Genomic DNA, 23,940 nt, shown 5'->3' with positions numbered 1-23,940 from the left:
CGTTCTACCAGAGAGCGCAAAGCTTCATAGGCCCAGTCACCAGGAGATACGTCCCGCAGTTGGGAAACACTGGTGACCTGGTCGATCGAATCTACATTTGTGCCCTCGTTGTTGTAGATATTGATTTGTTTTAAAATTTCCGAGTTAGACTCACTGGTAGCCTGGGCAACGGTTAGATCTTGTGGAGCCAGTTGAGTTTCAGTAGAAGATGCCTCAAGGCTGGGAGCACCATAGGCACTGTTAGCCACCAGCAGTGAAGCCCCTAGCACAGCGGGACTATATTTGATCGTATTCCAAAAAATTGTTGACATCCTTGCTCAATCAACCTCACACCTAGTAGACGACACTATTGGACTCAACTGAGTCCGCAATTTTTTCCTTATAACCACTAAAATTAGTTAGGTCTAAGACAACTCTGGATTAAGATATCATTTTTTGTGTGATTTTTCGAGAAAGATACTCATCCTCGATCATAGTCACTTACGATACCAGTCTCGATAACCAACAGAGCAATGGGTTTCTGTACGAAGTGCGATTATAGGGGGTGAGGTTGAAAGGGAGGTAACGCTTTCTCATAAACTAGTCAGCTATCTGCTGATAAATGACAGCAGATAGCTGATAGCAAACCCTAGAATTTTTAGCTAGAATTTTTACCTAGAACTTAAAAGTGGTACGGATTGCTCCGACCCAAATCGTATCATCATCACCATCATTGTGATTAGGATTGAAAATAACGTAGGCTCCTGGAGTAATCAGGATGTTCTTGGTAATCGGGAATTTGTACTGTGCCTCAATCAGGTAGGAAGTATCTTCATCTTCTGGATTGTCACCATCAACTTCGCTAGCCCTAGGTGGCATACCCCCGGCAATACTGAACACAGCTCCCTCTTTGCCTAAATCAATGAAAGACAAGTTAGCTGCCCAGGTGAAGATGTCAGCATTATCACCTTCTTCAGTTAGCCCACCATTGCCATCATCTTCGGCTTCAGCATCAATATAACCAAACCAACCGCCTAGGTGAATTTGTGAGGTCAGGCGAAGACTAGCTTGTGCTCCAAAGCGATTGGCAGAGGTAGCCACCCTGCCGAAGGGGCGCTTGGAAATGCTACTACCTGTGCTACCGGAAAGATTGACATCGTCTCCTGGCTGGTAGCTACGGATGTAGATCAAAGATAAATCCAAGTTATCAATGGGTGAAATACCCAGTTGAGCACCAGCACTATAGGCACCATTGAACAATCCTAAGCCCTCACCGGGATTAGGCGCATCACCATCATCAGCTAGATAAAGTACTGATAGTTTCAAGGCATCACTAAATTTATAGCTGAAACCGGCACCAGCTCCCTCTGCTCCGCGAAGGGTTAGGGGGTTACGGCGGACAAACCGGGATAAGCCACCACTGCCACTGCTTGCCAGGAAGGGGTTGGTGGGGTCGAAAATGTTATTCAAGTCAAGGCCAGTGGTTCCCACATAACCCCTGAATTTCTTACCAATAGGGAAACGGTAGTACAAGTCATTAATCTCAACATCGTTGCCACCACCGGCATCATGACCCAAGCGAGCCATGTCGGTACCAGTGACATCACTGAGCCTAGTAAAGTTTCCTGCCTGCAAACGAGTTCTCAACCGGTCTTTACCGGTGAAGCTGGTATCGAAGTTCAGACGTACCCGGTTGCTGAGGGTAATGTTTTCATCAATGCCATCCCCACTACCATCAGCTTTTTGATCCCCAAAGGCACCAGCAAAGGTAAACAGAACTTCCCCTTTTAGTTTGGTGGTGGTAGAGAACTGATGGTCTTCTAGGAAAGCCACCCGACCTTCGAGGTTATCCACCCGTGCCCCTAGGGTAGCCAGTTCTGCTTCAAACTCTTGAATCAGCCGTTGCAGGGTTTCCAGGTCTTCCCTGGTAATAAAATCAGCTGTGCTAGCCGCAATTAACCGCTCAATCTGGTTCAAGCAAGCATTCAAACCAGCCGCAAACTCATAACGGGTAGTTGCCCGGTTTCCACGGAATGTGCGGTTAGGATAACCAGCAATACAGCCATACCGTTCTACCAGAGAGCGCAAAGCTTCATAGGCCCAGTCACCAGGAGATACGTCCCGCAGTTGGGAAACACTGGTGACCTGGTCGATCGAATCTACATTTGTGCCCTCGTTGTTGTAGATATTGATTTGTTTTAAAATTTCCGAGTTAGACTCACTGGTGGCCTGGGCAACCGTTAGCTCTTGTTGACCCACTTGAGCTTCAGTAGAAGATTCCTCAAGGCTGGGAGCACCATAGGCACTGTTAGCTACCAGCAGTGAAGCCCCTAGTACAGCGGGACTATATTTGATCGTATTCCAAAAAACTGTTGACATAATTTATCAATCAACCTCACACCTAGTAGACAACACGATTGGACTCAACGCAGTCCGCAACTTTCTCCTACAACCACTAAAATTCGGTAGTTATAGGACAACTCTGGATTAGCATATCATTCTTTGTGTGATCAGGGGAGCTAGCTTTTCGAGAAAAATACTCGATTGTAGTGACGTAGGATACCAATGTTTTTAAGCAACAGAGCAATAGCTGTCTGTGCGCTCTATATTTTACCGGTTGAGGTTGAAGAGGAGGTAAGGCTTTGGTAATACTCAGGTTAAGAAGGACGCTTTTATGTTTACGGCTAGCATATTATCTGGCTAGAATATGGTATAGCAATCCTAATTGCAACGTCAACAAGCAAGGGGAGCAAATTCTTACCCATTGTTGCCCTCTTGGTTTGTTATGGTATGTAAAAACTCAGATTGGATTGCTATCTAAGCAGTGAACCTAACGGCCAGGAGTAACTCCTGAACGTTGACCAGTGACAATATAAGAGACTCGTTGACCGATATTGGTAGCATGGTCAGCCATTCGTTCTAAATGGCGAATCACTAGTCCCAGTAAAAGAATTGGTTCAACAACACCCTTGATATCCCTTTGACTGGCCAAGGTTTGATAAACTTGGTCATAGGCATCATCGACTGTGTCGTCCAGCTTTTTGACGGTTTGCCCAGCAATGGCATCTAAATCCGCTAGGGCTTTCAAACTTGTTGCCAGCATAGCTTGGGCATGATGAGACATCAGTTCAACCTCTGGCATACAGGCATGGGGTGGATAAGGAAACAGTTTTATTGATAGTTCTCCGAGGTCTTCAGCATAATCACCAATGCGCTCTAAGTCTCGTACTAGTTGCATAAAGGCACTCAGAAGCCGTAAATCTTGGGCAACGGGAGATTGCAGAGCCATTAACGTGACACATTCCATCTCAATTTGGTGATAGTAGCCATCAATGCGCTTATCAAGAGAGGCAAGATGTTGGGCAGTCTCGAGATTGCGCTCAAAGAGGGCTTGATGGCTGAGTCGAAAAGATTGCTCTACCAGAGCCCCCATACGCAGAACATCTTGTGCCAAACGCTTCAGAGAGCGCTGGAAGTGGGAACGCTCAGACATGTTGCTGACAGAACTAGTAGGAGAAGATAAACTCACCATAAAATAGGGGTTGGTAAGGGAAGGCTGGAAGCCCCTGTCCTTTACATTTATGCATGGGTAAGAAAGCACTTAACATAAATAACTGCCCAACAGGACATCTTGATTAGATGCGTTCGCGTAGCGTGGCCAAAGGCCAATCGCGCTTAGCCATCCTTCCGGTGAACAAATTAACAGGCAGTATTTCAATGAAAGTTTTAGGGGTTACAGGTTAGCCGAATACAGGTTAGCTGGTTAGCTGGTTAGCTGGTTAGCTGGTTAGCTGGTTACAGGTTATTAAACCTTGGCCTATTGGCCACGCTACGGGAACAACCAAACAACTTTTAACCTTTAACCTTGGCCTTGGCCTTTGGGCTACGCTACGCGAATGGCCACGCTACGGGAACAACCTTTAACTTTCAACCTTTAACCTTTAACCAAACAACCTACCAGGGCGAGCAGGATAAGACACTATAACACTAAGTAATAGCAAATTGAATCAACCTTTGGTGGTATCTGGAAGTGCAATTTCTATACAGGCACCACCTGTTTCCCAGTGATTGCTGGCTAGGATAGAGCCACCGTGAGCTTCAATAATTTGCTGCACAATGGATAGTCCTAGACCACTGCCACCACGAACAGGTAAGGAGTCTCCATTACTATAATTAGTCTGCTCTCTGGCTCTTGACTGATCTCCCCGGTAAAGTCGCTCAAAGACACGGGGTAAATCTGACTCGGCAAAACCATCTCCTGCATCGATCACCTTAATTTGAATCCAAGTATCGCAAACAGCCGCCTTCTGGGAAGATATAGCATTAACCTCAACTCGAATGGCAGCCTGAGGTGGGCTGTGTTTAATACTGTTGTCAAATAAATTCAGAAACACCTGAGTCAGGCGAGAGGGATCAGCTTGCAGATACACTTGATTAGGTCCATTATAGGCAAGGGTTAAGTCTTTCTGTTGGGCTAGGAGTTCTAAGGTTTGCCAGACCCTAAAAATTAAACTCTTTAGTTCTATGGATTGACAGTTAAGATGTAGAGTGGGGTCTTGCTTGAGTTTACTAATTTCCAGCCAATCTTCCACAAGCTGAATCAGCCGTTTGACTTCTGCGAGCATTTTCTCGACCCAGCGGCTTTCCTGAGGCTCCAGACGGCTCTGTAAGGTTTCCGCCACTAAACTAATGGAGGTTAAAGGGGTTCTTAGTTCGTGGGCTAAATCCCCAAACCACTGGTTGCGAGACTCAGCCAGTTCTACCAAAGGTTGTTGGTTTTCCAGAAACACACCAACTTGTTTATGGGGTAATGGCCAACTGGAAGCTCTTAGATAAAGCGATCGCATTTCACCCATGGCCTCCCCATTTAAGCAACTGGGGTGAAATACCCATTCACAGATCCCAGGTTGCTGCTGCTGACGGGTAGTTTGAATCAGCTGATCTAATTCGTAGGAACGCACCCACTCCAGGAATAACCGGATTTCTCCTGATTCCCAGTGATGAATATGTAATAACTGACGCGCTTGCTGGTTGCACCAGAGTAACTGGTTTTCTTCATCCACCAGAAAATAACCTAAGGGTGCTACCTGAACTACTCCCTGCCACGTTTGCAGTTCTTGCTCGATCTGTTCTCGTTGATGATTGGCTCTTGCGATCGCTTGCCGCAAACGAGAAACTGCCGACAACGAGTTGCTGGTAGCATCCGCCTGTAGTGTTCCCAGCATTTGCTGTAGCCGTCGTTTGAGTTGGTGCTGCTGCCACAGCCACAGCCCAATTCCCAAAGCCAGACCTAGTAAAAATGCTAGGATTATCATAACAAAAAAACAATATGAAGTATGAAGGACTTCGTACTTTATACTACTTTATCCTTTATCTATGCTTCATATTTCATTCATTATTTATCCTTGATTCTTGATATTTTCTCTATCCTTTCTCTATCCTTTCTCTATCCTTGATTATTTATCCAAACCGATAACCAAAACCGCGTACAGTGATCAGGTATTCTGGTTTACTAGGGTCTTCCTCTAATTTTTCCCGTAACCAGCGAATATGAACATCGACGGTTTTAGTATCTCCCACAAAATCCATTCCCCATACTTGATCAATTAATTGCTCCCGAGACCAAACTCGGCGGGGATTATTGATAAATAACTCCAAAAGTCGAAACTCTTTGGGAGATAAATTAACGTCTTCTCCCCGAACCATCACCCGACACTCTTGGGGGTACAGCTTGATCTCTCGGAATTGCTGCACTGGTGTTGGAGTCATACCATTCAAGTGTTGGCGACGAATTAAGGCTCGGCAACGAGCAATCAACTCCCGCATACTGAACGGTTTAGTGAGGTAGTCGTCTGCACCAACTTCCAAACCTAAAACCCGATCCGTTTCACTAGCTTTGGCACTCAGAATCAGGATAGGAATGGGATTTCCTCGATAACGTAGCAACCGACACAGATCTAAACCATTAACCTGAGGTAACATTAGGTCTAATATGAGCAAATCCACAGAGTAACCAGTTTGATCGGTATCCTGAAGCATACTCAAAGCTGTAGCACCGTCCCCAGCACTGAATACCTCGTAACCTTCTTCTTCCAGGGCTAGGACGATCATTTCTCGGATTAGTTCTTCGTCTTCCACCACTAAGACTTGTTTAGCCTTGGTCAGCTCAGAAGTGGAAGTACTGTGGGGTATGTCGAGAGCAAGCATAAAGTAAGAAAAGTTGGTAACTGAGGTTACACGTCAAGATATACAAGTAGTACCACGCATCTGTCAATCAGAATATTGACTTAATCATCAATTAACCTTATTTTTCCCAATATATTATCTTGCTGCGGATAGATTATGGAGCCATTTTGCCTAATTGAGAGAAAATTAACCGAAAATCCCAGGTAGTATAGCGCTACGCGCAAGTCAGCAAGGTTCTTGCGTCAGAAGTCAAAAGTAAGCTATGACTAAGTTTCGGAGTTTAGGAATGTCCTAATATTAATGGGTAGTGCTATATGATATGCAAACAAAACCTTGGCCTATTGGCCACGCAATCGCGTTCAACCTTATAACCTTCAACCTTATAACCTTGGCCTATTGGCCACGCAATCGCGTTCAACCTTCAACCTTATAACCTTCAACCTCTACACCTACTTGAAACGAGAGGTTTGGCAGATATCACAACTACTAACCCTCTAAGAGGATTAACCATGCTGTTACACTTGAGTACTTGGACAGAAATTGAAGCTTACCTAAAGGAATCACCAGGGATTATTCTGCCCATTGGTTCAACTGAACAACATGGACCAACTGGATTGATTGGCACCGACGCAATATGTGCAGAAGCGATCGCAAAAGGTGTCTCTGAAGCAACCAATGCCCTAGTTGCTCCAACCATTAATGTCGGGATGGCGCTACACCACACGGCTTTTCCCGGTAGCATCAGCTTGAAACCTAGTACATTAATTCAGGTGCTCAAAGACTACCTGACTTGCTTGACTAGAGCTGGGTTTACCAAGTTTTTCTTTATCAATGGTCATGGGGGTAATATCGCTACCCTTAAGGCAGCGTTTTCTGAAAGTTACGCCCACTTGAGTGATTTACAGATTCCCAATGGGGAAAGGGTTCAGTGTCGGCTAGCTAATTGGTTTATGTGCCGTTCTGTATATAAATTAGCTAAGGAATTGTATGGGGATCAAGAAGGTTCCCATGCTACTCCTTCTGAGGTAGCACTTACCCAATATGTCTATCCCGAAGCGATTAAACAAGCACCCCTCTCAGAAACCGTTGCGTCTGGACACCCCATTTATGGAGCCGCAGATTTTCGTCGCCGTTATCCCGATGGTCGTATGGGGTCTAATCCAGCCTTAGCAACACCGCAACATGGTAAGCAGTTTTATGAGTTGGCAGTCAAGGAGTTGAGTGGTAGTTATTTGGAGTTTCTGGCTGCAGAGTGAATCGGAATTGGGAATCGGGAATCGGGAATCGGGAATCGGGAATCGGGAATCGGGAATCGGGAATTGGTTATGTAACTGGACTTGATCTTAGATCTGATCCTCGATATCTTCAGGGAAGTCTTGGCGTAATCCCCCAGGCAAGGCAGCGATAATGGCATCTAGTACTCTAGATACTTGAATAATTTCAATACCAAGATCAGATAAGGTTTGACCTTTGGGTATGATCGCTCGCTTGAACCCTAACTTGGCAGCTTCTTTGAGTCGGAGTTCCATCTGAGAGACTAGTCGCACTTGCCCGCCTAAGCTGATTTCACCAATCATAACGGTGCGAGGATCGACAACGCGATCTCGAAAACTGGCTACTACGGCAATAGCCATTCCTAAATCAGCTGCGGGTTCTTCTACTCCTAGCCCCCCCGCTGTTGCTACATAAGCATCTAATTTGGATAGGGGAATCCCGACTCGCTTTTCCAAGACTGCCAGAATTTGTTGTAACCGGTTGTAATCAACTCCAGTCGTTGAGCGCCGGGGTGCCCCATAACTAGCAGGACTTACTAGCGCTTGCAACTCTACCAGAATCGGACGAGTACCTTCACAAGCCACGACAGTAGCAGTACCAGGACTCATTTCATCCCGGTTACCCAAAAACAGATCAGAAGGATTCAAGACTTCCTGCAAACCGTTGCTGACCATTTCAAAAATACCGATTTCATGAGTAGCCCCAAAGCGGTTTTTCACAGAACGCAGTAGCCGATGGGAGGCAAAGCGATCGCCTTCGAAGTACAATACAGTATCCACTAAGTGTTCCAGTACCCTTGGTCCTGCGATCGCGCCTTCTTTGGTCACATGACCCACAATTAACAGAGTAATGTTTGACCGCTTTGCTACCTGCATCAGGGCGGAGGTACATTCCCGGACTTGAGCAACAGAACCAGGAGCAGAGGTCAAGGCCGGAAAATAAAGGGTCTGAATACTGTCAATCACTGCTACCTGAGGTTTGAGGGACTCCAACTCTCGCAGAATTTCCTCTAAATCCGTTTCTGGTAAGATATACAAATCAGCGTCTTTAGACTCAGATTTAGACTCAGAGTCTTGAGCAGCTATCGGAGTTTTGGATGATTTTGACTTAGAAGACTTAGACTTAGAAGACTTAGCCTCCTTTTTCACCCTACCGTTATTAGATTCGAGATCAGGGGTTTCTGCTGATACCACACCCAGGCGAGATGCTCGCAGCTTTACCTGCTGTCCTGATTCCTCTGCACAAACGTATAGAATGCGATGCAACTTAGCAAGTTGATTGGCAACTTGAAGCATTAAGGTTGATTTGCCAATCCCTGGATCTCCACCAATTAATACTAAAGACCCAGGCACAACACCACCTCCGAGGACTCGGTCAAGTTCTCCATAGCCTGAGGGGAAGCGGATCTGGACAGTATCAACAATTTCTGAGAAGGTAAGGGATGATCTTGGTTGAGCCGGTCCAGTGTTAGGCTCGTGGTTATCGGAATAAGTATTGGATTGCCAACCCCCGCGACTGATTTTGACCGGGGATGGGGGAGCTACCTCATCCAAGGAATTGTAAGTACCACAGGCAGGACATTTGCCGAACCATTGGGAGGACTCAGCACCACAGGCATTACACACATAGAGCGTTTTAGGCTTCGGCATCCTACTTGAAAAGTCTTAAAAACTCTTAAAAAAACTCAATAATTAAATTAACATTAATGAAAGTCAAGAAAGACTTCACCAGCAAGGAAAATATAATTCTCAACGATAAAACCAACTTTGTAAAGCGTTAGATTAAAGAGATAAACTACTGATAAATTAATAAATCATTAATCTTACTTCACCATTTCGGGAGTATAACGTCAATTGGAAACTCATAAAGAAAAAATTCTTGTTGTCGATGACGAAGCCAGTATCCGTCGCATATTAGAAACTAGGTTATCCATGATTGGCTACGAAGTAGTCACAGCCGCCGATGGAGAAGAAGCCCTAGACACATTTCGTAATCAAGAGCCTGACCTAGTGGTGTTAGATGTGATGATGCCAAAGCTAGATGGTTATGGTGTTTGTCAAGAATTACGCAAGGAATCAGACATTCCCATTATTATGCTAACTGCTTTAGGGGATGTAGCTGATCGGATTACCGGTCTAGAGTTAGGAGCAGATGACTATGTGGTCAAGCCCTTTTCTCCAAAAGAATTGGAAGCCCGTATTCGCTCCGTACTGCGGCGCGTTGATAAAGTCGGAACTGGCGGTATTCCTAGTTCTGGCGTGATTCATGTTGCGAGTATCAAAATTGACACCAACAAGCGGCAGGTCTACAAAGGGGATGAGCGCATTCGGCTGACTGGAATGGAGTTCAGTCTTCTGGAATTATTAGTTAAACGTTCCGGAGAACCATTCTCCCGTTCTGAAATTTTGCAGGAAGTGTGGGGCTATACCCCCGAACGCCATGTAGATACCCGTGTAGTAGATGTCCACATATCCCGGCTACGAGCCAAGTTAGAGGATGACCCGAGTAATCCTGAGCTAATTCTGACTGCACGAGGTACAGGTTATTTGTTCCAACGGATCATTGAACCGGGGGATGAAAAATAGTAACACCTTGATGTTTCCTTTCAGCTGCCTAAGTACTGAACTAACAACCAACAGGTGAGTGATGGCTAAACCCGACCAAAATGATGTACTGCGGCTGCTGCCATTTGCGGTTGGAGGATTGGCAGGGGGTCTGTTGCTGATTAACCGTTTATTAACCTCCCAGCTAACCAATTCTCAAGCTCGTTCTGATGCTGTAGGGGTAATTGTTTGTGCTGTATTGATTTTGACAGGTTTACTGTGGCAGCAGGTACAGCCCAAACCTCCTGATGCAGTTAAACTGATTGGCGAGGAGGGTTTGGAACTCGCTCCAGAACTGCCAGATCAGGTAAAAACTGAATTAGCCTGGGCATCCCATCTATTACTAACTAATACAGTAACGCGATCGCTTGTGGTGGTATACCAAGGCAAAGTCCTGCTGCGGCGGGGGATCTTGGGCAAAAATCCCCAAGTCGAGCCTGGAGCTATTCTCAAGCGGGTTCTCGAAACTCAAAAAGCCGTCTATCTGGTTAACCTAAAGCTCTATCCAGGGCGACTTGAATTTGACTACTTGCCACATAACACACAAGGTGTAATATGTCAACCAATTGGCAATCAAGGAGCGCTAATTTTGGCAGCCAATGCTCCCCGAAGTTACACTAAACAAGATGAAAATTGGATTGAGGGGATTGCTGATAAACTCGCCAATACTCTCTCTGGTCATTTATAAGATGTGGGTACCGCTTCGAATTTAAATAATGTGGTTAATCATTTTGTACTGGTTCCTGATTCTGCTGATGCTAGTAGGCATTATTGGTTCGGTTGTTCCTGGCATTCCCGGTGCCATGTTGATTTTAGCTGCCACCATAATTTGGGGTATTGCTGAGGGCTTTAGTAGCGTCACCTGGCCATTGGGCGTAGCAATCTTTGTGTGGCTACTCGGTATGGGGGTCGATTTTTTAGCCGCTTACTGGGGAGCCAAAAAAGCTGGTGCTAGTAATTGGGGACAAATTGGTTCCATAATCGGCTTGTTATTGGGGGTTTTTGGTCTTTTACCCGCCTTGCCCTTCGGCGGACCGTTACTAGGGATTGTGCTGGGACCGTTGTTAGGGGCGTTTGTAGGTGAGTTTCTCTATCAACGGAAGTTAAAGTTACAGCCTAGAATTAAGCAATCCTTTAAAGCTGGCTTGGGGATTGTGGTCGGTTCATTGGTAGGAAATTTGATTCAGGGAATGCTTGCGATCGCTACTGTGGTGGTGTTTATTTTCACCACCTGGCCCCCAGGTGCAGGGATTTAGCTTGAAATTTAGATTGAAAAGGGTTATGGGTGCACTGCTTGCTAATTAACCCTAACAAGCTAACTAACAAGTTCACCGACTCAGCAATTTGCACCGTAGGCGATCGAGGGCATAGCAGGCGCTGATGTGACGTAGGTCAGACCGACTCCGATGTTGACCCAAGGTGTACTTGTAGCATTCTAAAATGCCATCTGGTCCGGCTAGACCAATGTAAACTAGACCCACAGGCTTGGTATCGGTATTGCCTCCAGGTCCAGCTATGCCTGTAATACTCAATGACCAGGTTGAAGAAAGAAGCGATCGCACTCCTGTTGCCATTTGCTCTGCTACAACCTTACTTTCCGCCCCCATCGCCTTCAAATCTGAGGAATTCACTCCCAGTACACCAGTTTTGACAGCGTTATCATAGGCAATGATACCCCCCAGAAAGTAATTAGAACTCCCCGGGACACTGGTTATCATACTGCCAATACCGCCGCCAGTACAGGATTCTGCTACACTCAAAGTTTCTGAGGCACCCGTCAATAGCTGACCCACTACAGAGGCTAGGGTATCGGTGTCAGTACCGAAATAGTTAATTCCCCCGATCTCCTGTAATTTTTGGGCTACTGGTTCAATTAACTGTTGCGCTTCATTTTCTGAAGCCGCACGGGCAGAAACCCTTAACCTCACCTGTCCCTTACTAGCATAGGGAGCAACGGTGGGGTTGGTAAGGTCAAAAAAGGGAGCAACTTTCTCAGCCAAAGCCGATTCTCCAATCCCCCAAAACCGCAACATCCGGCTATAAACGATTTCTTTACCCCAGCCTTGGCTTTTGAGATAGGGAACAGCCGTGTCTCGCCACATCTGGTGCATTTCCCTAGGAACACCAGGAAACGTGAGAATGGTTAAATCAGCACGGGGTTTCCAGATGATACCAGGAGCTGTTCCGTTCAGGTTGGGTAATACTTGTGCCCCTTCTGGAATTAGGGCTTGCTTGCGGTTATTGGTAGTTAATTGACGTCCCCGCCGGGCAAACTTCTGAGTAATGTCCTCTATAACATCCGGTTCTTCAATCAGAGGAGCACCAAAAAATTTAGCGATCGCTTCCGTGGTCAAGTCATCGGGCGTCGGACCAAGACCACCAGTAAATATTAGGATAGTGGAGCGCTCACTAGCAATTGCCAATACTTGCTGTAAACGCCCGATATTATCTCCCACTACTGTCTGATAGTAGTGAGGAATCCCCAATGCCGCTAGCTCCTGGGCTAAAAACTGAGCATTGCTGTTGAGAATATCCCCCAGCAGCAGTTCAGTACCTACACAAATAATTTCTGCACTCATCGATTATGCCTCAGGGGCAAGATAACATTCATTTCTTTCGGATCTTATCTTATAATCTCACACTGACAGCAATTTTAAAACTATAGCGTTTTCACAAAAAAGGGAACAGGGAATAGGGAATAGGGAATAGGGAATAGGGAGTAGGGAGTAGGTAATATGGCATCAAAAATTATCCTAATTCATTTATAAATGAATTAGGCTTATGATTATGACATTTTTTTTTATAAAAAATGTCATAATCTATTTTTTAATTATATATTCAATATCGATTAATAGCGTTTTTCATAGTTATGAGGTACACAATATTTTTTCCCGATTCCCGATTCCCAATTCCCGATTCCCAATTCCCGATTCCCGATTCCCAATTCCCGATTCCCGATTCCCGATTCCCTAATTACCCGCTTGGATAACACTCGAAGCGGCTTCAGCATCCATTGGTTCCGATAAAAAAAACCTTGCCCATAATCACAATTTAACTCTTGCAAGCTTGCCATTTGTTCAGGAGTTTCGATGGCTTTCGCTGTTACTGTTATCCCGAGCTGGTGAGCTATAAATATGATAGTTTTAACAATAGCTGCATTTTTGGGGTCAGACTCCATGGTTTGGACAAAAAAAGGGTCAATTTTAAAGATGTTTATGGGCAGATTCGTTAAATGAGCCAGACAATAGTAGCTACTGCCAAAATCATCTAGGGCTAATTGAATCCCCTCAGCTTGGAGTTGGTTTAAGTCTATACATCCGTCGGCTTTTGCAGCTAGTAGAGAATTTTCGGTAATTTCTAATATTAAATTACTCCCAGATATACCAGTCTCCTGCAAAATTTGTTGAAGCTGAGGCAGGAAAGTGGGATGGCACAGTTGTTGTGCAGAAAGGTTGACACTGATGAACAATGGTATAGTATTCCGCAGATGCTGCCATTCATGCAACTGCCAACAAGCAGTACTCAAAACCCACTCCCCCAGGGGAAGAATCAGTCCGGTTTGCTCAGCAATCGATAGAAACTGGGATGGCCTGATCAGTCCCTGCTTGGGGTGCTGCCAACGCACCAACACCTCAAACCCCAGGATTTGCCTGGTCTCTAGGGACATAATTGGCTGATAGTTTAGTATAAACTCATGCTGCCCTACTGCCCTATACAATTCCTCTTCTAATTCTTCCTCTAACTTTCCCAAACCCAACCTATCGCCCTGGCCTTGGTTGGTACATACTGCGTAGCCATCGCCACCTGTGGCTTTGACTTGATACAGAGCTCTGTCAGCCCTAGCGATTAACATTCCTGGTTTTTGATCCAGTTTAGGAATCTCGCTGGCGATTCCTAAACTCAGGGTGAGCTGCTCTCTAATCGGGGCACTATGATTATCACTATGATTTTAATAGCGATAATTAATGATTTTTATACCTTGCACCGCCTTTTGAATCAAGTGGGCAACCTGTGTAGCCCCAGAGGCATCGGTATTGGGCAAAAGTACCGCAAACTCATCACCACCGTAGCGCGCGACTAAATCAGCTGGAGGTTTGACCACATCACCGATAGCTTTGGCAATTCGTTGAAGACATTGATCACCGTTTTGGTGACCATAGGAATCGTTGTAGCGTTTGAAGCTATCCACATCAATTAAAATTATAGCCAAAGGTAACTGGTCTCGCCGTTGTCACCCCCTCAGCTCCCTGCTCCGAAGTCCCTATTCCCTGACATTCCCCCTCAAAACCAATTTATCAATTAATCTCTTCCATTAAGAGAATCACACCCTGAGGTTCCCCCTCATATCAAGTCTGGTTGAATACCCATAATTAAAGAGAGGGTGGGGAATGTGGGGAGATGGGGAGATGGGGAGATGGGGAGATGGGGAGATGGGGAGATGGGGAGATGGGGAGATGGGGAGATTTTTATTAAGGGTAATTATCCTGACATGATATTACGGCAAACCAGTAGGTCAAGGCGAGGGTAGTGATAAACATGATGTCAAAGCCTCCGAGCGAAAATGGCTGGAGACTGATTCGTCGGGTTCGTTTCACATAGGTGCGCTTTCCCCATTAAGAATTAAATTCGCCACGGGTCGTACCTGAGTAATCATGATCCTGACCCGGCGATGGCCTCACGAAAACAACATGATAAACGACGGTATCGACTGGAATTCAAAATACTTTCGTACCAGTACGTGGTTGATTAGTTTTGTCAGTCAACCAGGGTTAATTCAGTTTCCTAAGCAAGACCTTATCAAATTCTCAGTTAACGGTCACTCCCTCCTCAGTTAAGACCTGCATTCTAGTAATTAAAGATAAGCAGTTCACCAATTAAGCTAATCAATCTTAGGAGGAACAAACATGAAACGTCTCGTACTTGGCAGTTTAGGCACTTTGTTGATTGCTACCGCTACCACTCCCGTCTTAGCATCAGAAATCGCTGCAAACTCCACCACCAGCCGTAACAATATTGTCGAAGTTCAACCATTTAACCTGGTCTATCTGGCTTATCAAGGCTACTTTGCTGACCAAGGTATTCCCAGTAATGCTGGTTTCATCAGCGCTGTAAAAACCAAGAGAATTACCGCCAAAGACCTAGTAGCAAGTGCTATTGCAAGAGGAAGATTATCCCCAGAAACCATCAATGATTCTAGCTATCTGGCTCATGTGAAAACTCAACTATCCAACCTGGATAATGATTAATACTTAGGTAAGTATTTAGCCGTCAGCGGTCAGCCGTCAGCGGTCAGCCGTGAGCTAAAAGCGCATTAGCTAATAGCTGATAGCACCTCAAGTAGCGTGCGCGTAGCGTATTAGCTGATTGCTGAATGCTTACAAAATATCAAATCCTGGCTGGGGTTTGGATTTAACCATGTGTTTCTTAATAGATTAGCTAAACTATAAGTGGTTTTTCCAAAGTACAAAAAAGGTGTTTTATGAAAACAGATCAGTCACCTAATATATTTGAGAGTCAGTGGCAACTCTATCAAAAAATACTGACTAACAATTACATGAAACACCGTGAAATTTACGGCATCTTACACGCATTTATAGTCAGCTACTTTCCAACGCCCTTCTCCATGCTTGACCTCGGCTGCGGTGATGCTAGCTTCACGGCTCAGGCTTTAGCCAATACCACGATTGCTTCCTACAAAGGTATTGACCTCTCTGAGCCAGCACTAGAGATTGCTCGTGATAACATGAATTCTATCCCCTGCGAACAGACATTGATCCAGGGCGACTTCTTTGAAGTAGTTTCTGAGTTGGGACAAAAGCAGCAGGATAGGTTCGACGGGATTCTAAGTTCTTTTGCGTTCCATCACCTCAGTTTTGAGCAAAAAGATGGTATTATGGCTAAGCTGAGTCATCTGCTAAAAGCTGATGGTGTTTTTATTCTGATCGATATAGTTTCCACAGATGGAGAAACCCGAGACGCCTATCTAAGACGTTACCTAGAGGGTGTTTACCAAGACTGGGCTCAACTGACTCCCGAAGAAGTTTCCATGGTCGAGGGTCATATATTGTCTAGTGATTTTCCCGAAACCCAAACCACCCTGCAATCCCTTGCCCAGAAACATAATTTTAATCGGGTTGAGTGTCTGTATCGGGATCCCCTCAACACTAGCCAAGTGTTGTGCTTTTACAAAAATAGCCCTCAAAGCCTACTCCAGCTAGGGGTGGGATGAATGGGTGCCAGGTTGAGGTTTCCCTAAGCTTCACAGTGATCATCATGCTACTTTGTCTGACGCTAGAAGGATGAGAAACTCAGCTCAAGCTCAAAAATCCTCAGAAATCAGGTACGGTAGGGAATAGCAAAACGGAAATCCAAAAGGATCTCAAACCCTTGGAGACCTATCTGTAAGTGGGGTGTAGTTGAGTATGAAAATTATCAGCCTATTAGCTGCGATCGCAATATTTCTAATCTCGGCTTGTTCCAATCAATCTGCGTCAACACCACTAACGGTGAGCATGCATTTGACTGATACCAAAGGCATTGGTAAAGAGATTGGCATTGTCAAAGCAACCCAAACCGAGAAGGGTCTGCAGCTAACCTCGAATCTGTCTGGATTAACTCCTGGAGAACATGGCTTCCATGTCCATACAAACCCCAACTGTGGTCCAGCCGAGAAGGAAGGTAAAGTAGTTCCAGGCTTAGCTGCTGGTGGTCATTATGATCCAGAAAATACCGGCAAACATGAAGGACCATTCGGTAATGGTCATTTAGGTGATTTGCCAAGGCTAGTGGTTAATCAACAGGGTGTTGCTAACACTCCAGTCGTAGCCCCACGGTTAAAGGTTGCTGACCTTAAGGGTCACTCTCTGATCATTCACGCCCAAGGTGACAATTATTCAGACACTCCCAAACCCTTGGGAGGGGGTGGTGCTCGAGCGGCTTGTGGTGTGATTTAGCCACAGTGTTGTGCGTTTTAGTTAACGGGTAAGCTATCAGCGTGTCGCGTATCAGCGTGTCGCGTATCAGTTATCAGCTTATGGGTTAGGTCCGATGCGTCGAAGCCTGTGCCACGACGCTACTGTTCGCGTTGGCGCAGCGTGGCTACAGGCCAAGGGTGCCCGTAGCGCAATCGGTGTTTTTCAATAAAAGAGGTAAGCATTCGTTTAATCTTGAGTTATGGGACGCTGACGGCTGACAGCTGTTCGCGTAGCGTGAGCTTTTAGCTCACGGCTGTTGGCGTAGCCTGCGCGTAGCGCATATGCTTACAGAATTTTGGATCAGCTTACTATTGGTTTGAATCAGTTCTTGTTGTTCTGGCCAGAATAATGTTGGTAATTCATCTATTGGAAACCATCGCAGCTGGTAACTTAGATATGGATCAGTAGGAGTCCCCTCAATTTGGTCAGTAATGAACAGAAAATAGTAAGTCTTTTTCCAACACTGTTTGGCAAAGTCTAATCGTTCCTTAACTCCCAGTTCAGCAATAAATTTCAGGTCATTTAAGCCCGCTTCTTCCGCAATTTCTCGCTCTGCCGCCTCTAAAATGCTTTCTCCTGGTTCTACATGACCTTTGGGTAAGACGTATTCAAGTCTATTGCCTTCTTGAACTAGAGCAATGTATATCTGCTGCTCCCAACGGCGGGCAACAATACCACCAGCAGAGGTAGCCTCAGAAACTCCAGGCGGTCGTTGGTACCAAGTTTCATCAATAATCATTTTTACAGCAGTTTTCAATTGGGTGAGGTACAAATTCTTGGCTTTTAGGGAGTAGGGAGTAGGGAGTAGGGAGTAGGTAAGAGGTAAGATGGAAAAACTCCTGTGTACCTGATAGCTATGAAAAACGCTGTATCATTCTTGGTTGTTCGTCAATTTAAAATTGGAATGAAAATTGTTAATTGACCATTTAAAGTTGTCAATTAACAATTAACAATTAACACTTAAAACTTAACTAATCTCTACTCCCTGTTCCCTATTCCCTGTTCCCTATTCCCTGTTCCCTACTCCCTACTCCCTAATATCTATGGAATCAGCGAATCTCATCTAACTTAGCACGCACTTTCTGGATATCTTGCCACATCAGCCACTTTGGACTACCTTGATCTCGTTTGGGATTCCGCAGTAGGTAAGCAGGATGGAGAATTGGCATACACCACTTATGCCCTTCCCATTCCATCCAGGTACCCCGAATCTTAGTAATCCCCTTCTTGTTACCAGTTAAGCCTTTTACCGCTGTGGCACCAGTGAACAGAATAATTTGGGGGTCTACTAGGCGAATTTGCTCCAACAAGTAAGGTTTGCACGCTTCAATTTCATCAGGAGTAGGGGTGCGGTTACCAGGAGGTCGGCACTTCACCATGTTACAAATATATACATCTTGTTCACTATCGATTTTCACAGATGCCAAAATTTTCTCCAACAGTTTCCCTGCTCTGCCTACAAACGGCATACCGGTCTCATCTTCTTGTTTACCCGGTCCTTCTCCAATAATCATAATTAGGGCCTTAGGGTTGCCACGTCCAATAACAGCCTGAGTGCGGGTAGCTCCTAATTCGCAGCGTTGGCAAGATTGACAGTGTTCTGTCAAGGATTCCATGGTGTCGTAAGTGCCAGGAGGAATAGGGATTTTGGCATCAGTGGGGATTAGCTCCCTTTGGACATTGTTCGGCTGTGATGGGGTTAACTCTGACTCGTCAAAAAGACTAAGTTGTTCTCCGTTGGACATGAGGGCTCACAGAAATTTTTGCAGGCATAAGGCACCTTACTACTAATAGTAGATTGAGGAGATTGTGAGCAAGTAATTATTACAATCTTTCTTTTGATACAGTAATCTTGACAAAAATCCGTAATTATAATATATATCAGGCAACTTCATACCGGAGGAAGCCATGCACACTGCCCCGCTGTTTAGCGATCGCGCTGATGCCGGTGAGCAGCTCGCTCAAGCACTTATCCCCTTGGTGAGCAGGCTGCACGCTACAGGTATTGATGCAACGCCTATTGTATATGCACTACCTCGGGGGGGTATCCCAGTAGCAGCACCAGTAGCTCGGGCACTGGATTGTCCACTAGATATTGTAGTGGCAAAAAAAATTACCACGGCTCGCAACCCAGAATTAGCAATCGGTGCGGTGACTTCCTCGGGAGTTGTACTTTGGTCTGGGCAAAGGCGATGGCGAAACAAAAATGCTCAATGGCAGGAAATAGTATTAGCTCAAGCTCAAGAAAAAGCCCAAGCTCAGGTAGCTCAACTGCAACCGGGTTGTCCGAAAACCAATCCTACTGGTGCCCTAGCGTTGCTGGTTGATGATGGCATTGCTACTGGAATGACCATAGCAGCAGCAAGCGCAGCAGTAAAAGCCCACAATCCAGCACAGGTCTGGATTTGCACACCAGTGGCACCAGGAGGATTAATACCCTGGTTATCACAATGGTGCGATCGCATGGTTATCTTACAAACACCGGAACCCTTTCTAAGTGTCAGCCGCTTCTACCTCAAATTTCCTCAAGTTAAAACCGAGGAAGCTCTAAGCTATTTACAGGAGCATAACTATCAGCATAACTATATTAGAATATCAGAGTCTTCAGTCAACGCTAGCCTAGAGCATTAACTAGCTACTTTAATTTATGAGACTTTGGCAGTTTTGGTGGCGAACATTAGTGCTTTCAACCCAGTACAATCCACCAGAGTTCGTTGAATTAATGATGACCTCATTGGCAATGGCATTACTAGCCACCTGGGGATATTATACCGATGACTGGCCCTATCTGGTACTCAGTTCTAGCTTTGCTATGGGAGCAGCCGTATCCATGTGGGTCAGGGGTACAACCATGCCTTCCTCTAATTCCCCTATGGTTCAGGTAATGGCTATCGTGTTGATTATCTACAGCTTTTATGCTTTTTCTCACCTTTTCGATTACATGTAGACTGAAATGTGAACTTTAAATATTCTGGTGATACCCAATCCACTAACCAAATGCCATTATCGGAACAATAAAAGCTGTGACCGGCGTTGTGCATAGCTGCGGCATCAATGGCAAAAACCACAGGGCGACCATGTCTTGCTCCCACTTTTCTGGCAGTTGCCATATCTGTCGATAGATGAACATGATGTCGCGACATTTTACACAAACCTTGCCGGAGAATTGACTCAACTGCCCGGTGACCTGTGCCGTGATACAGCACATCTGGTGGAACCACAACTTCTAGTTGTAAATCGACTTTGACCGTATGACCTTGATTGGCACGAATTCGGGTACCTGTGGAGTCGAAGGAAAAGCGCTTCTTGTCATTTTTGGCAACCACTTCATCTAATTCAGCACGGCTGATCCGAAAGGAATGGTTTTTAGAGGCCGCCAGTAGTTCCTCAACACCAACCCAGCCACCAGGAGCGAGTGTGATCCCAATTCCCTCAGGCTGGTGCCGAAGATGCTTACTCAAATATTTACTAATTTTGACTAACCGAGACGGATTCATATTGATATAGTAGTTTGCTATTTTTTAAGTACATATTTAGGTTTTTTTAGGGAACAGGGAACAGGGAATAGGGAACAGGGAACAGCGATGCAGCGCGGTCTTGGGGGTTTCCCCCATGAGCGACTGCATCAAGACGGGAACAGGGAATAGAGCAGTTTGTATGCAAACTAAGTTATTTATTATTGCAAATTAATAAGTCGATTTTATTTTTTTAACTTCATTTTCATAATTAAATTATCTGCAAATCGCTATTATTTTATAATAGTGGTGATAAACATTATTAAAGACCGCGCTGCATCGCTTTTCGTCAATTATTATTCCCGATTCCCGATTCCCGATTCCCGATTCCCGATTCCCGATTCCCTGTTCCCGATTCCCGATTCCCGATTCCCGATTCCCGATTCCCGACTTCTGGAACAAGTCTAGTCAATATCATGGTGTAGTTCTGAATTGCGAAAGTAACCTTGAGAAGATCCAAGCAATATTCCAAGCATCATCTCCTCCCCGGTGGTGAGTACCTTCCAACGGTAAATTTAGTAAATCCAAAGCTTGTGCCATACCAACTTCATGGGGCAAAGCATAACTAATAGCAAACAACGTCTTGATGTTGATATGTCTGGGACCGAAGGGATATCTCAAAAAACGCGATGTACACTGTTTCTGAAATTGATTTCTATCATAATCCCCATAGCTGGCCCACACTCGCCGAGCAGATAAATACTTATCTTGTAGAATTGAACACGCTTCAACAAACGATATTCCCTGGTCAACTTGCTCCTGGGTTAATGTAGTTAGTTTAGTACAAAATTCACTGACCCTTGAGCGTTCTGGTTTTACCAAAATACTGTCTTTTTCCAGGGGCTTCCCAGAAACAACATCCAATACACAAATCCCAATTTCAATGATTTCGTTTTCTTGTCCTGGGGGTGGCTTCCCTTGCCAACAGGTGGCTTCAACATCCACAACAAGAATTTGGTCGAGTTTTTTGGACATATTATCCTCCGGCTAGTCGATGTTGGTCAGAATGTAGAATTTAGAATGTAGAATTAAGAATTAAGAATTAAGAATTAAGAATGTAGAATTAAGAATGTAGAATGTATAGCGTTTCTAGGATTTATTAGGTACGCTTATCAAGCTCAAAGTCCCCCTTGATAAGGGGGACCAACGGGGGATCCATTTGTACCTGATGGCATAGCGATGCAGCGCGGTCTTGGGGGTTTCCCCCATGAGCGACTGCATCAAGACAGAGAATTGCTATAGAAGACAGAATGTAGAATGTAGAATGTAAAATTTCAAATTCTAAATTCTAAATTCTACATTCTACATTCTCAAATACTGTGTTTGTATTACATTATAATACAAATTGCCAAGCATGTCTACTCAAGACTCTCCAACTCCAGACTCAGTACGTAAGCATATGCGCTACGCGCACGCTACTTGAGGTGCCGTCAGCCGTTGGCCAATGACTGATAGCTGATAGCTGATAGCTGATAGCTGATAGCTGATAGCTGATAGCTGATAGCTGATAGCTGATAGCTGACCACTGACCACTGACCCACTCAAGACTCACGACTATCAACCAGTCTCCGGATCGGCTTGATTGATCCGACAATAATAATTAATCCGGAAAGGGCAACAATAGGGACAACTGGCAGAAAACCGAAGGTAAGACTTTTGGGAATAATCCCCAACTGAAAGCCAATCACTGCGGCTTCACCCACAAGAATCGATACAATACAGGTCAGAGGATGAATAGTTCTGCTATACAATACTGCAATTACCGTCGGAAACAGTACTGCTAATCCGGTAAAGGCTTGGGTTGCGATCGCAGTAATCGTATCTGGGGGATTTTTGGCGATAATTAAACCAATAATTGCCAATAAAACAATCAGTAGTCTACCAACAAAGGTTTGTTCTTTGAGGGAAGCGGTTTTACGGAAATAAGCAAAATAAATATCTCTAGTTAGCATGGAACTGAGAGCCAAAAGCTGGGAGTCCAAGGTTGACATCATTGCAGCTAATGCTCCCACCATCACTAAAGATGCTAGCCAGATTGGTGTATGTTCCGCTAGCATCATCGGAAACACTTGATCAGATGCTTTTCCTGTCAGGTCAGAAAAGGAAATATGTCCCCACATTCCGATCAACACCGGACAAATAAACATGATAGCGCTTACTAGGGGATAAATCACTACCGAAACTTTTAGGGAATTGCTATTTTTTGAGGTATAAAATCGCATGAACATCTGGGGAAACATAGGAACACTAAGCATCCAGAGAATCATGAAGCTAAACCACTTACGATAGGTAAAAAAATTATCTATACCCTGTCGAGAAAACAATTCAGGTTTAAGGGTGTAGACAGTACGGTTAGCTTCAGCAATCCCTCCCAGACTAGAAGCAATTGCTGCTACTGCTGCTAACATTAAGGTAAACATTAAAACCCCTTGGATAACATCGGTTAGGGCAACGCTTCTCATTCCCCCCATGAACACATACAGCACGATGACAATTGTTAAAAAGGTAGCCCCTGTAAAATAAGGAATTTGTCCATTGGTTAAGGTTTCAATAATATAGCCAGCTCCAATCGGTTGTAGGGTTAAGTAGGGAATGGTGAAAATTACCATAACCGCCAGAAAAATTAATTTGAGGGTATTGCTAATCCCAGGGGATACACCTGTGCTACGGAAACGAGCTTCCATCAATTCAGAAGGGGTGATTAAGCCGTGTTTGTTGCCTAAAAGCCAGACTCGATAACCGATAAAATAAAAGGTTAGTGCGATTAAGCCAGTTCCAAACCCCATCATTCCGTAATAACTCAGACCAATGCGATACCCTGATCCTGAAAATCCCAGAAAAGCAAAGGCGCTGAAATTGGTAGCAATTAGGGTGAAAAATAGGAGAATTGCTCCCATGTTACGGTCAGCTAAAAAATAATCGTCAGGGGTGTTTTGTTGTTGGCGATAACCAACTAGTCCTACCACAAGGGTTACTAATAAATACCCGGCCAGCACAACATAGGGAATAATCGAGTCTAGTGTCATCTCCTTAACGGTCTTCCTTAGACGAAGTTTCCCAGAAATTTAGCACAAATAGTAACAATGCGATCGCGAGGAGAATTTGTAAGGCAATAAAATAGAATACCCAGGGGGGAAGATGGAGCAAGGAGAAGGAAATGTCTTGCTGCCAAGACCAGAAATCTTGGGATAGCAGGAAAATTACCGTAAAGCAGAAAAACCAGAAAAATGAGGATTTTAAAATTGGCATCAGCACTTTAGGAAAGGGAGTAGGGAGTAGGGCAGGGCTATTTCATTCTAAATATAAACAAGATATGGTATAATTGAGCGCAAATTTAGTCTAATCCATCTACTCTTGTGTCTCAAATCGCAATTATAGAAGCCTTTGCAGAGCTCGAAGACCCTCGTC

General features: G+C 44.8%; 26 protein-coding genes and 2 pseudogenes. 12 read left to right on the top strand and 16 right to left on the bottom strand.

What is annotated here, in order from left to right:
* From F6K49_RS09235 to F6K49_RS09215, 5 genes and pseudogenes are all read right to left on the bottom strand, one after another.
* Positions 1-311, bottom strand: a pseudogene (locus F6K49_RS09235) (hypothetical protein); the annotation flags it as partial.
* Positions 312-654: 343 nt separating this feature from the next.
* On the bottom strand, positions 655-2,358 hold the full coding sequence (locus F6K49_RS09230) for an iron uptake porin (RefSeq protein ID WP_293096032.1): 1,704 nt from the start codon (positions 2,356-2,358) through the stop codon (positions 655-657).
* A gap of 451 nt (positions 2,359-2,809) precedes the next feature.
* A complete protein-coding gene (gene phoU, locus F6K49_RS09225; protein ID WP_293096029.1) occupies positions 2,810-3,511 on the bottom strand; it encodes a phosphate signaling complex protein PhoU in 702 nt (233 codons plus the stop codon).
* 475 nt (positions 3,512-3,986) lie between these two features.
* The gene (locus F6K49_RS09220) at positions 3,987-5,294 is read right to left on the bottom strand and encodes a PAS domain-containing sensor histidine kinase (protein WP_293096026.1); all 1,308 of its coding nucleotides are present in this window, start codon (positions 5,292-5,294) and stop codon (positions 3,987-3,989) included.
* A gap of 145 nt (positions 5,295-5,439) precedes the next feature.
* Positions 5,440-6,186 (bottom strand): response regulator transcription factor, encoded by a 747-nt coding sequence (locus F6K49_RS09215; RefSeq protein ID WP_293096023.1) that lies wholly within the window; start codon positions 6,184-6,186, stop codon positions 5,440-5,442.
* Between the two features lie 312 nt (positions 6,187-6,498).
* Here F6K49_RS09215 and F6K49_RS09210 point away from each other — a divergent pair, with 312 nt between their 5' ends.
* Complete coding sequence (locus F6K49_RS09210; RefSeq protein WP_293023910.1) at positions 6,499-6,663, top strand: hypothetical protein; 165 nt, start codon at positions 6,499-6,501, stop codon at positions 6,661-6,663.
* Between the two features lie 11 nt (positions 6,664-6,674).
* Positions 6,675-7,421, top strand: a complete 747-nt coding sequence (locus F6K49_RS09205) for a creatininase family protein (protein ID WP_293096020.1) — start codon at positions 6,675-6,677, stop codon at positions 7,419-7,421.
* Here F6K49_RS09205 and F6K49_RS09200 read toward each other — a convergent pair.
* Positions 7,394-7,579: a hypothetical protein gene (locus tag F6K49_RS09200; protein WP_293096017.1), complete on the bottom strand. Its 186-nt coding sequence runs from the start codon at positions 7,577-7,579 to the stop codon at positions 7,394-7,396. The two genes, F6K49_RS09205 and F6K49_RS09200, sit on opposite strands and share 28 nt — an antisense overlap.
* Positions 7,509-9,089: a DNA repair protein RadA gene (radA, locus tag F6K49_RS09195; RefSeq protein WP_293096014.1), complete on the bottom strand. Its 1,581-nt coding sequence runs from the start codon at positions 9,087-9,089 to the stop codon at positions 7,509-7,511. Before radA ends, F6K49_RS09200 begins: the two co-directional genes overlap by 71 nt.
* A 204-nt stretch (positions 9,090-9,293) precedes the next feature.
* Here radA and rpaB point away from each other — a divergent pair, with 204 nt between their 5' ends.
* The 3 genes from rpaB to F6K49_RS09180 all read left to right on the top strand — a co-directional run bounded on the left by rpaB (position 9,294) and on the right by F6K49_RS09180 (position 11,299).
* Positions 9,294-10,025, top strand: coding sequence for a response regulator transcription factor RpaB (rpaB, locus tag F6K49_RS09190; RefSeq protein WP_293023917.1), 732 nt, complete (start codon positions 9,294-9,296; stop codon positions 10,023-10,025).
* Positions 10,026-10,086: 61 nt separating this feature from the next.
* Positions 10,087-10,731: a cofactor assembly of complex C subunit B gene (locus tag F6K49_RS09185; RefSeq protein ID WP_293023919.1), complete on the top strand. Its 645-nt coding sequence runs from the start codon at positions 10,087-10,089 to the stop codon at positions 10,729-10,731.
* 28 nt (positions 10,732-10,759) lie between these two features.
* Positions 10,760-11,299, top strand: a complete 540-nt coding sequence (locus F6K49_RS09180; protein WP_293074034.1) for a DUF456 family protein — start codon at positions 10,760-10,762, stop codon at positions 11,297-11,299.
* Positions 11,300-11,371: 72 nt separating this feature from the next.
* Here the strand turns inward: F6K49_RS09180 and F6K49_RS09175 are convergent, their stop codons facing one another.
* From F6K49_RS09175 to F6K49_RS09165, 3 genes and pseudogenes are all read right to left on the bottom strand, one after another.
* Positions 11,372-12,622 carry a competence/damage-inducible protein A gene (locus tag F6K49_RS09175; RefSeq protein WP_293023922.1) on the bottom strand — a complete coding sequence of 417 codons (1,251 nt, stop codon included), beginning with the start codon at positions 12,620-12,622 and terminating at the stop codon, positions 11,372-11,374.
* 269 nt (positions 12,623-12,891) lie between these two features.
* Positions 12,892-13,896, bottom strand: a complete 1,005-nt coding sequence (locus F6K49_RS09170; protein ID WP_293096009.1) for an EAL domain-containing protein — start codon at positions 13,894-13,896, stop codon at positions 12,892-12,894.
* Between the two features lie 96 nt (positions 13,897-13,992).
* Positions 13,993-14,259 (bottom strand): annotated as a pseudogene (locus tag F6K49_RS09165) (GGDEF domain-containing protein); the annotation flags it as partial.
* Between the two features lie 174 nt (positions 14,260-14,433).
* Between F6K49_RS09165 and F6K49_RS09160 the strand changes: the two are divergent.
* The 4 genes from F6K49_RS09160 to sodC all read left to right on the top strand — a co-directional run bounded on the left by F6K49_RS09160 (position 14,434) and on the right by sodC (position 16,996).
* The gene (locus F6K49_RS09160) at positions 14,434-14,571 is read left to right on the top strand and encodes a hypothetical protein (RefSeq protein WP_293096004.1); all 138 of its coding nucleotides are present in this window, start codon (positions 14,434-14,436) and stop codon (positions 14,569-14,571) included.
* A gap of 376 nt (positions 14,572-14,947) precedes the next feature.
* Positions 14,948-15,289, top strand: a complete 342-nt coding sequence (locus tag F6K49_RS09155; protein WP_293023927.1) for a hypothetical protein — start codon at positions 14,948-14,950, stop codon at positions 15,287-15,289.
* Positions 15,290-15,522: 233 nt separating this feature from the next.
* On the top strand, positions 15,523-16,272 hold the full coding sequence (locus F6K49_RS09150; RefSeq protein ID WP_293096001.1) for a class I SAM-dependent methyltransferase: 750 nt from the start codon (positions 15,523-15,525) through the stop codon (positions 16,270-16,272).
* Between the two features lie 193 nt (positions 16,273-16,465).
* Complete coding sequence (gene sodC, locus F6K49_RS09145) at positions 16,466-16,996, top strand: superoxide dismutase [Cu-Zn] SodC (protein WP_293023931.1); 531 nt, start codon at positions 16,466-16,468, stop codon at positions 16,994-16,996.
* Positions 16,997-17,264: 268 nt separating this feature from the next.
* Here the strand turns inward: sodC and F6K49_RS09140 are convergent, their stop codons facing one another.
* On the bottom strand, positions 17,265-17,774 hold the full coding sequence (locus F6K49_RS09140) for an NUDIX domain-containing protein (RefSeq protein WP_293095998.1): 510 nt from the start codon (positions 17,772-17,774) through the stop codon (positions 17,265-17,267).
* 292 nt (positions 17,775-18,066) lie between these two features.
* The gene (locus F6K49_RS09135) at positions 18,067-18,762 is read right to left on the bottom strand and encodes a uracil-DNA glycosylase (RefSeq protein WP_293095995.1); all 696 of its coding nucleotides are present in this window, start codon (positions 18,760-18,762) and stop codon (positions 18,067-18,069) included.
* A 163-nt stretch (positions 18,763-18,925) separates the two neighbouring features.
* On the opposite strand from F6K49_RS09135, the gene F6K49_RS09130 reads away from it, so the two are divergent.
* Both F6K49_RS09130 and F6K49_RS09125 read left to right on the top strand, forming a co-directional pair.
* The gene (locus F6K49_RS09130) at positions 18,926-19,648 is read left to right on the top strand and encodes a phosphoribosyltransferase family protein (RefSeq protein WP_293040537.1); all 723 of its coding nucleotides are present in this window, start codon (positions 18,926-18,928) and stop codon (positions 19,646-19,648) included.
* 16 nt (positions 19,649-19,664) lie between these two features.
* Positions 19,665-19,964 carry a hypothetical protein gene (locus F6K49_RS09125; protein ID WP_293040540.1) on the top strand — a complete coding sequence of 100 codons (300 nt, stop codon included), beginning with the start codon at positions 19,665-19,667 and terminating at the stop codon, positions 19,962-19,964.
* Here F6K49_RS09125 and F6K49_RS09120 read toward each other — a convergent pair.
* Positions 19,918-20,514, bottom strand: coding sequence for an RNA 2'-phosphotransferase (locus F6K49_RS09120; RefSeq protein WP_293095992.1), 597 nt, complete (start codon positions 20,512-20,514; stop codon positions 19,918-19,920). The genes F6K49_RS09125 and F6K49_RS09120 overlap by 47 nt on opposite strands.
* 267 nt (positions 20,515-20,781) lie before the next feature.
* Between F6K49_RS09120 and F6K49_RS09115 the strand changes: the two genes are divergently transcribed.
* Positions 20,782-20,940: a hypothetical protein gene (locus tag F6K49_RS09115; RefSeq protein WP_293072256.1), complete on the top strand. Its 159-nt coding sequence runs from the start codon at positions 20,782-20,784 to the stop codon at positions 20,938-20,940.
* 6 nt (positions 20,941-20,946) lie between these two features.
* On the opposite strand, the gene F6K49_RS09110 is transcribed toward F6K49_RS09115, so the two are convergent.
* From F6K49_RS09110 to F6K49_RS09100, 3 genes are all read right to left on the bottom strand, one after another.
* A complete protein-coding gene (locus F6K49_RS09110; RefSeq protein WP_075899713.1) occupies positions 20,947-21,507 on the bottom strand; it encodes a 3'-5' exonuclease in 561 nt (186 codons plus the stop codon).
* A gap of 566 nt (positions 21,508-22,073) precedes the next feature.
* Positions 22,074-23,558, bottom strand: a complete 1,485-nt coding sequence (locus tag F6K49_RS09105; protein ID WP_293095988.1) for a sodium:solute symporter family protein — start codon at positions 23,556-23,558, stop codon at positions 22,074-22,076.
* Positions 23,559-23,562: 4 nt separating this feature from the next.
* Complete coding sequence (locus tag F6K49_RS09100; RefSeq protein WP_293020155.1) at positions 23,563-23,781, bottom strand: hypothetical protein; 219 nt, start codon at positions 23,779-23,781, stop codon at positions 23,563-23,565.
* Positions 23,782-23,940: the final 159 nt, after the last annotated feature.

The organism is Moorena sp. SIO3I6 (genome assembly GCF_010672095.1).
This window is presented reverse-complemented; position numbering and strand designations above follow the sequence as displayed.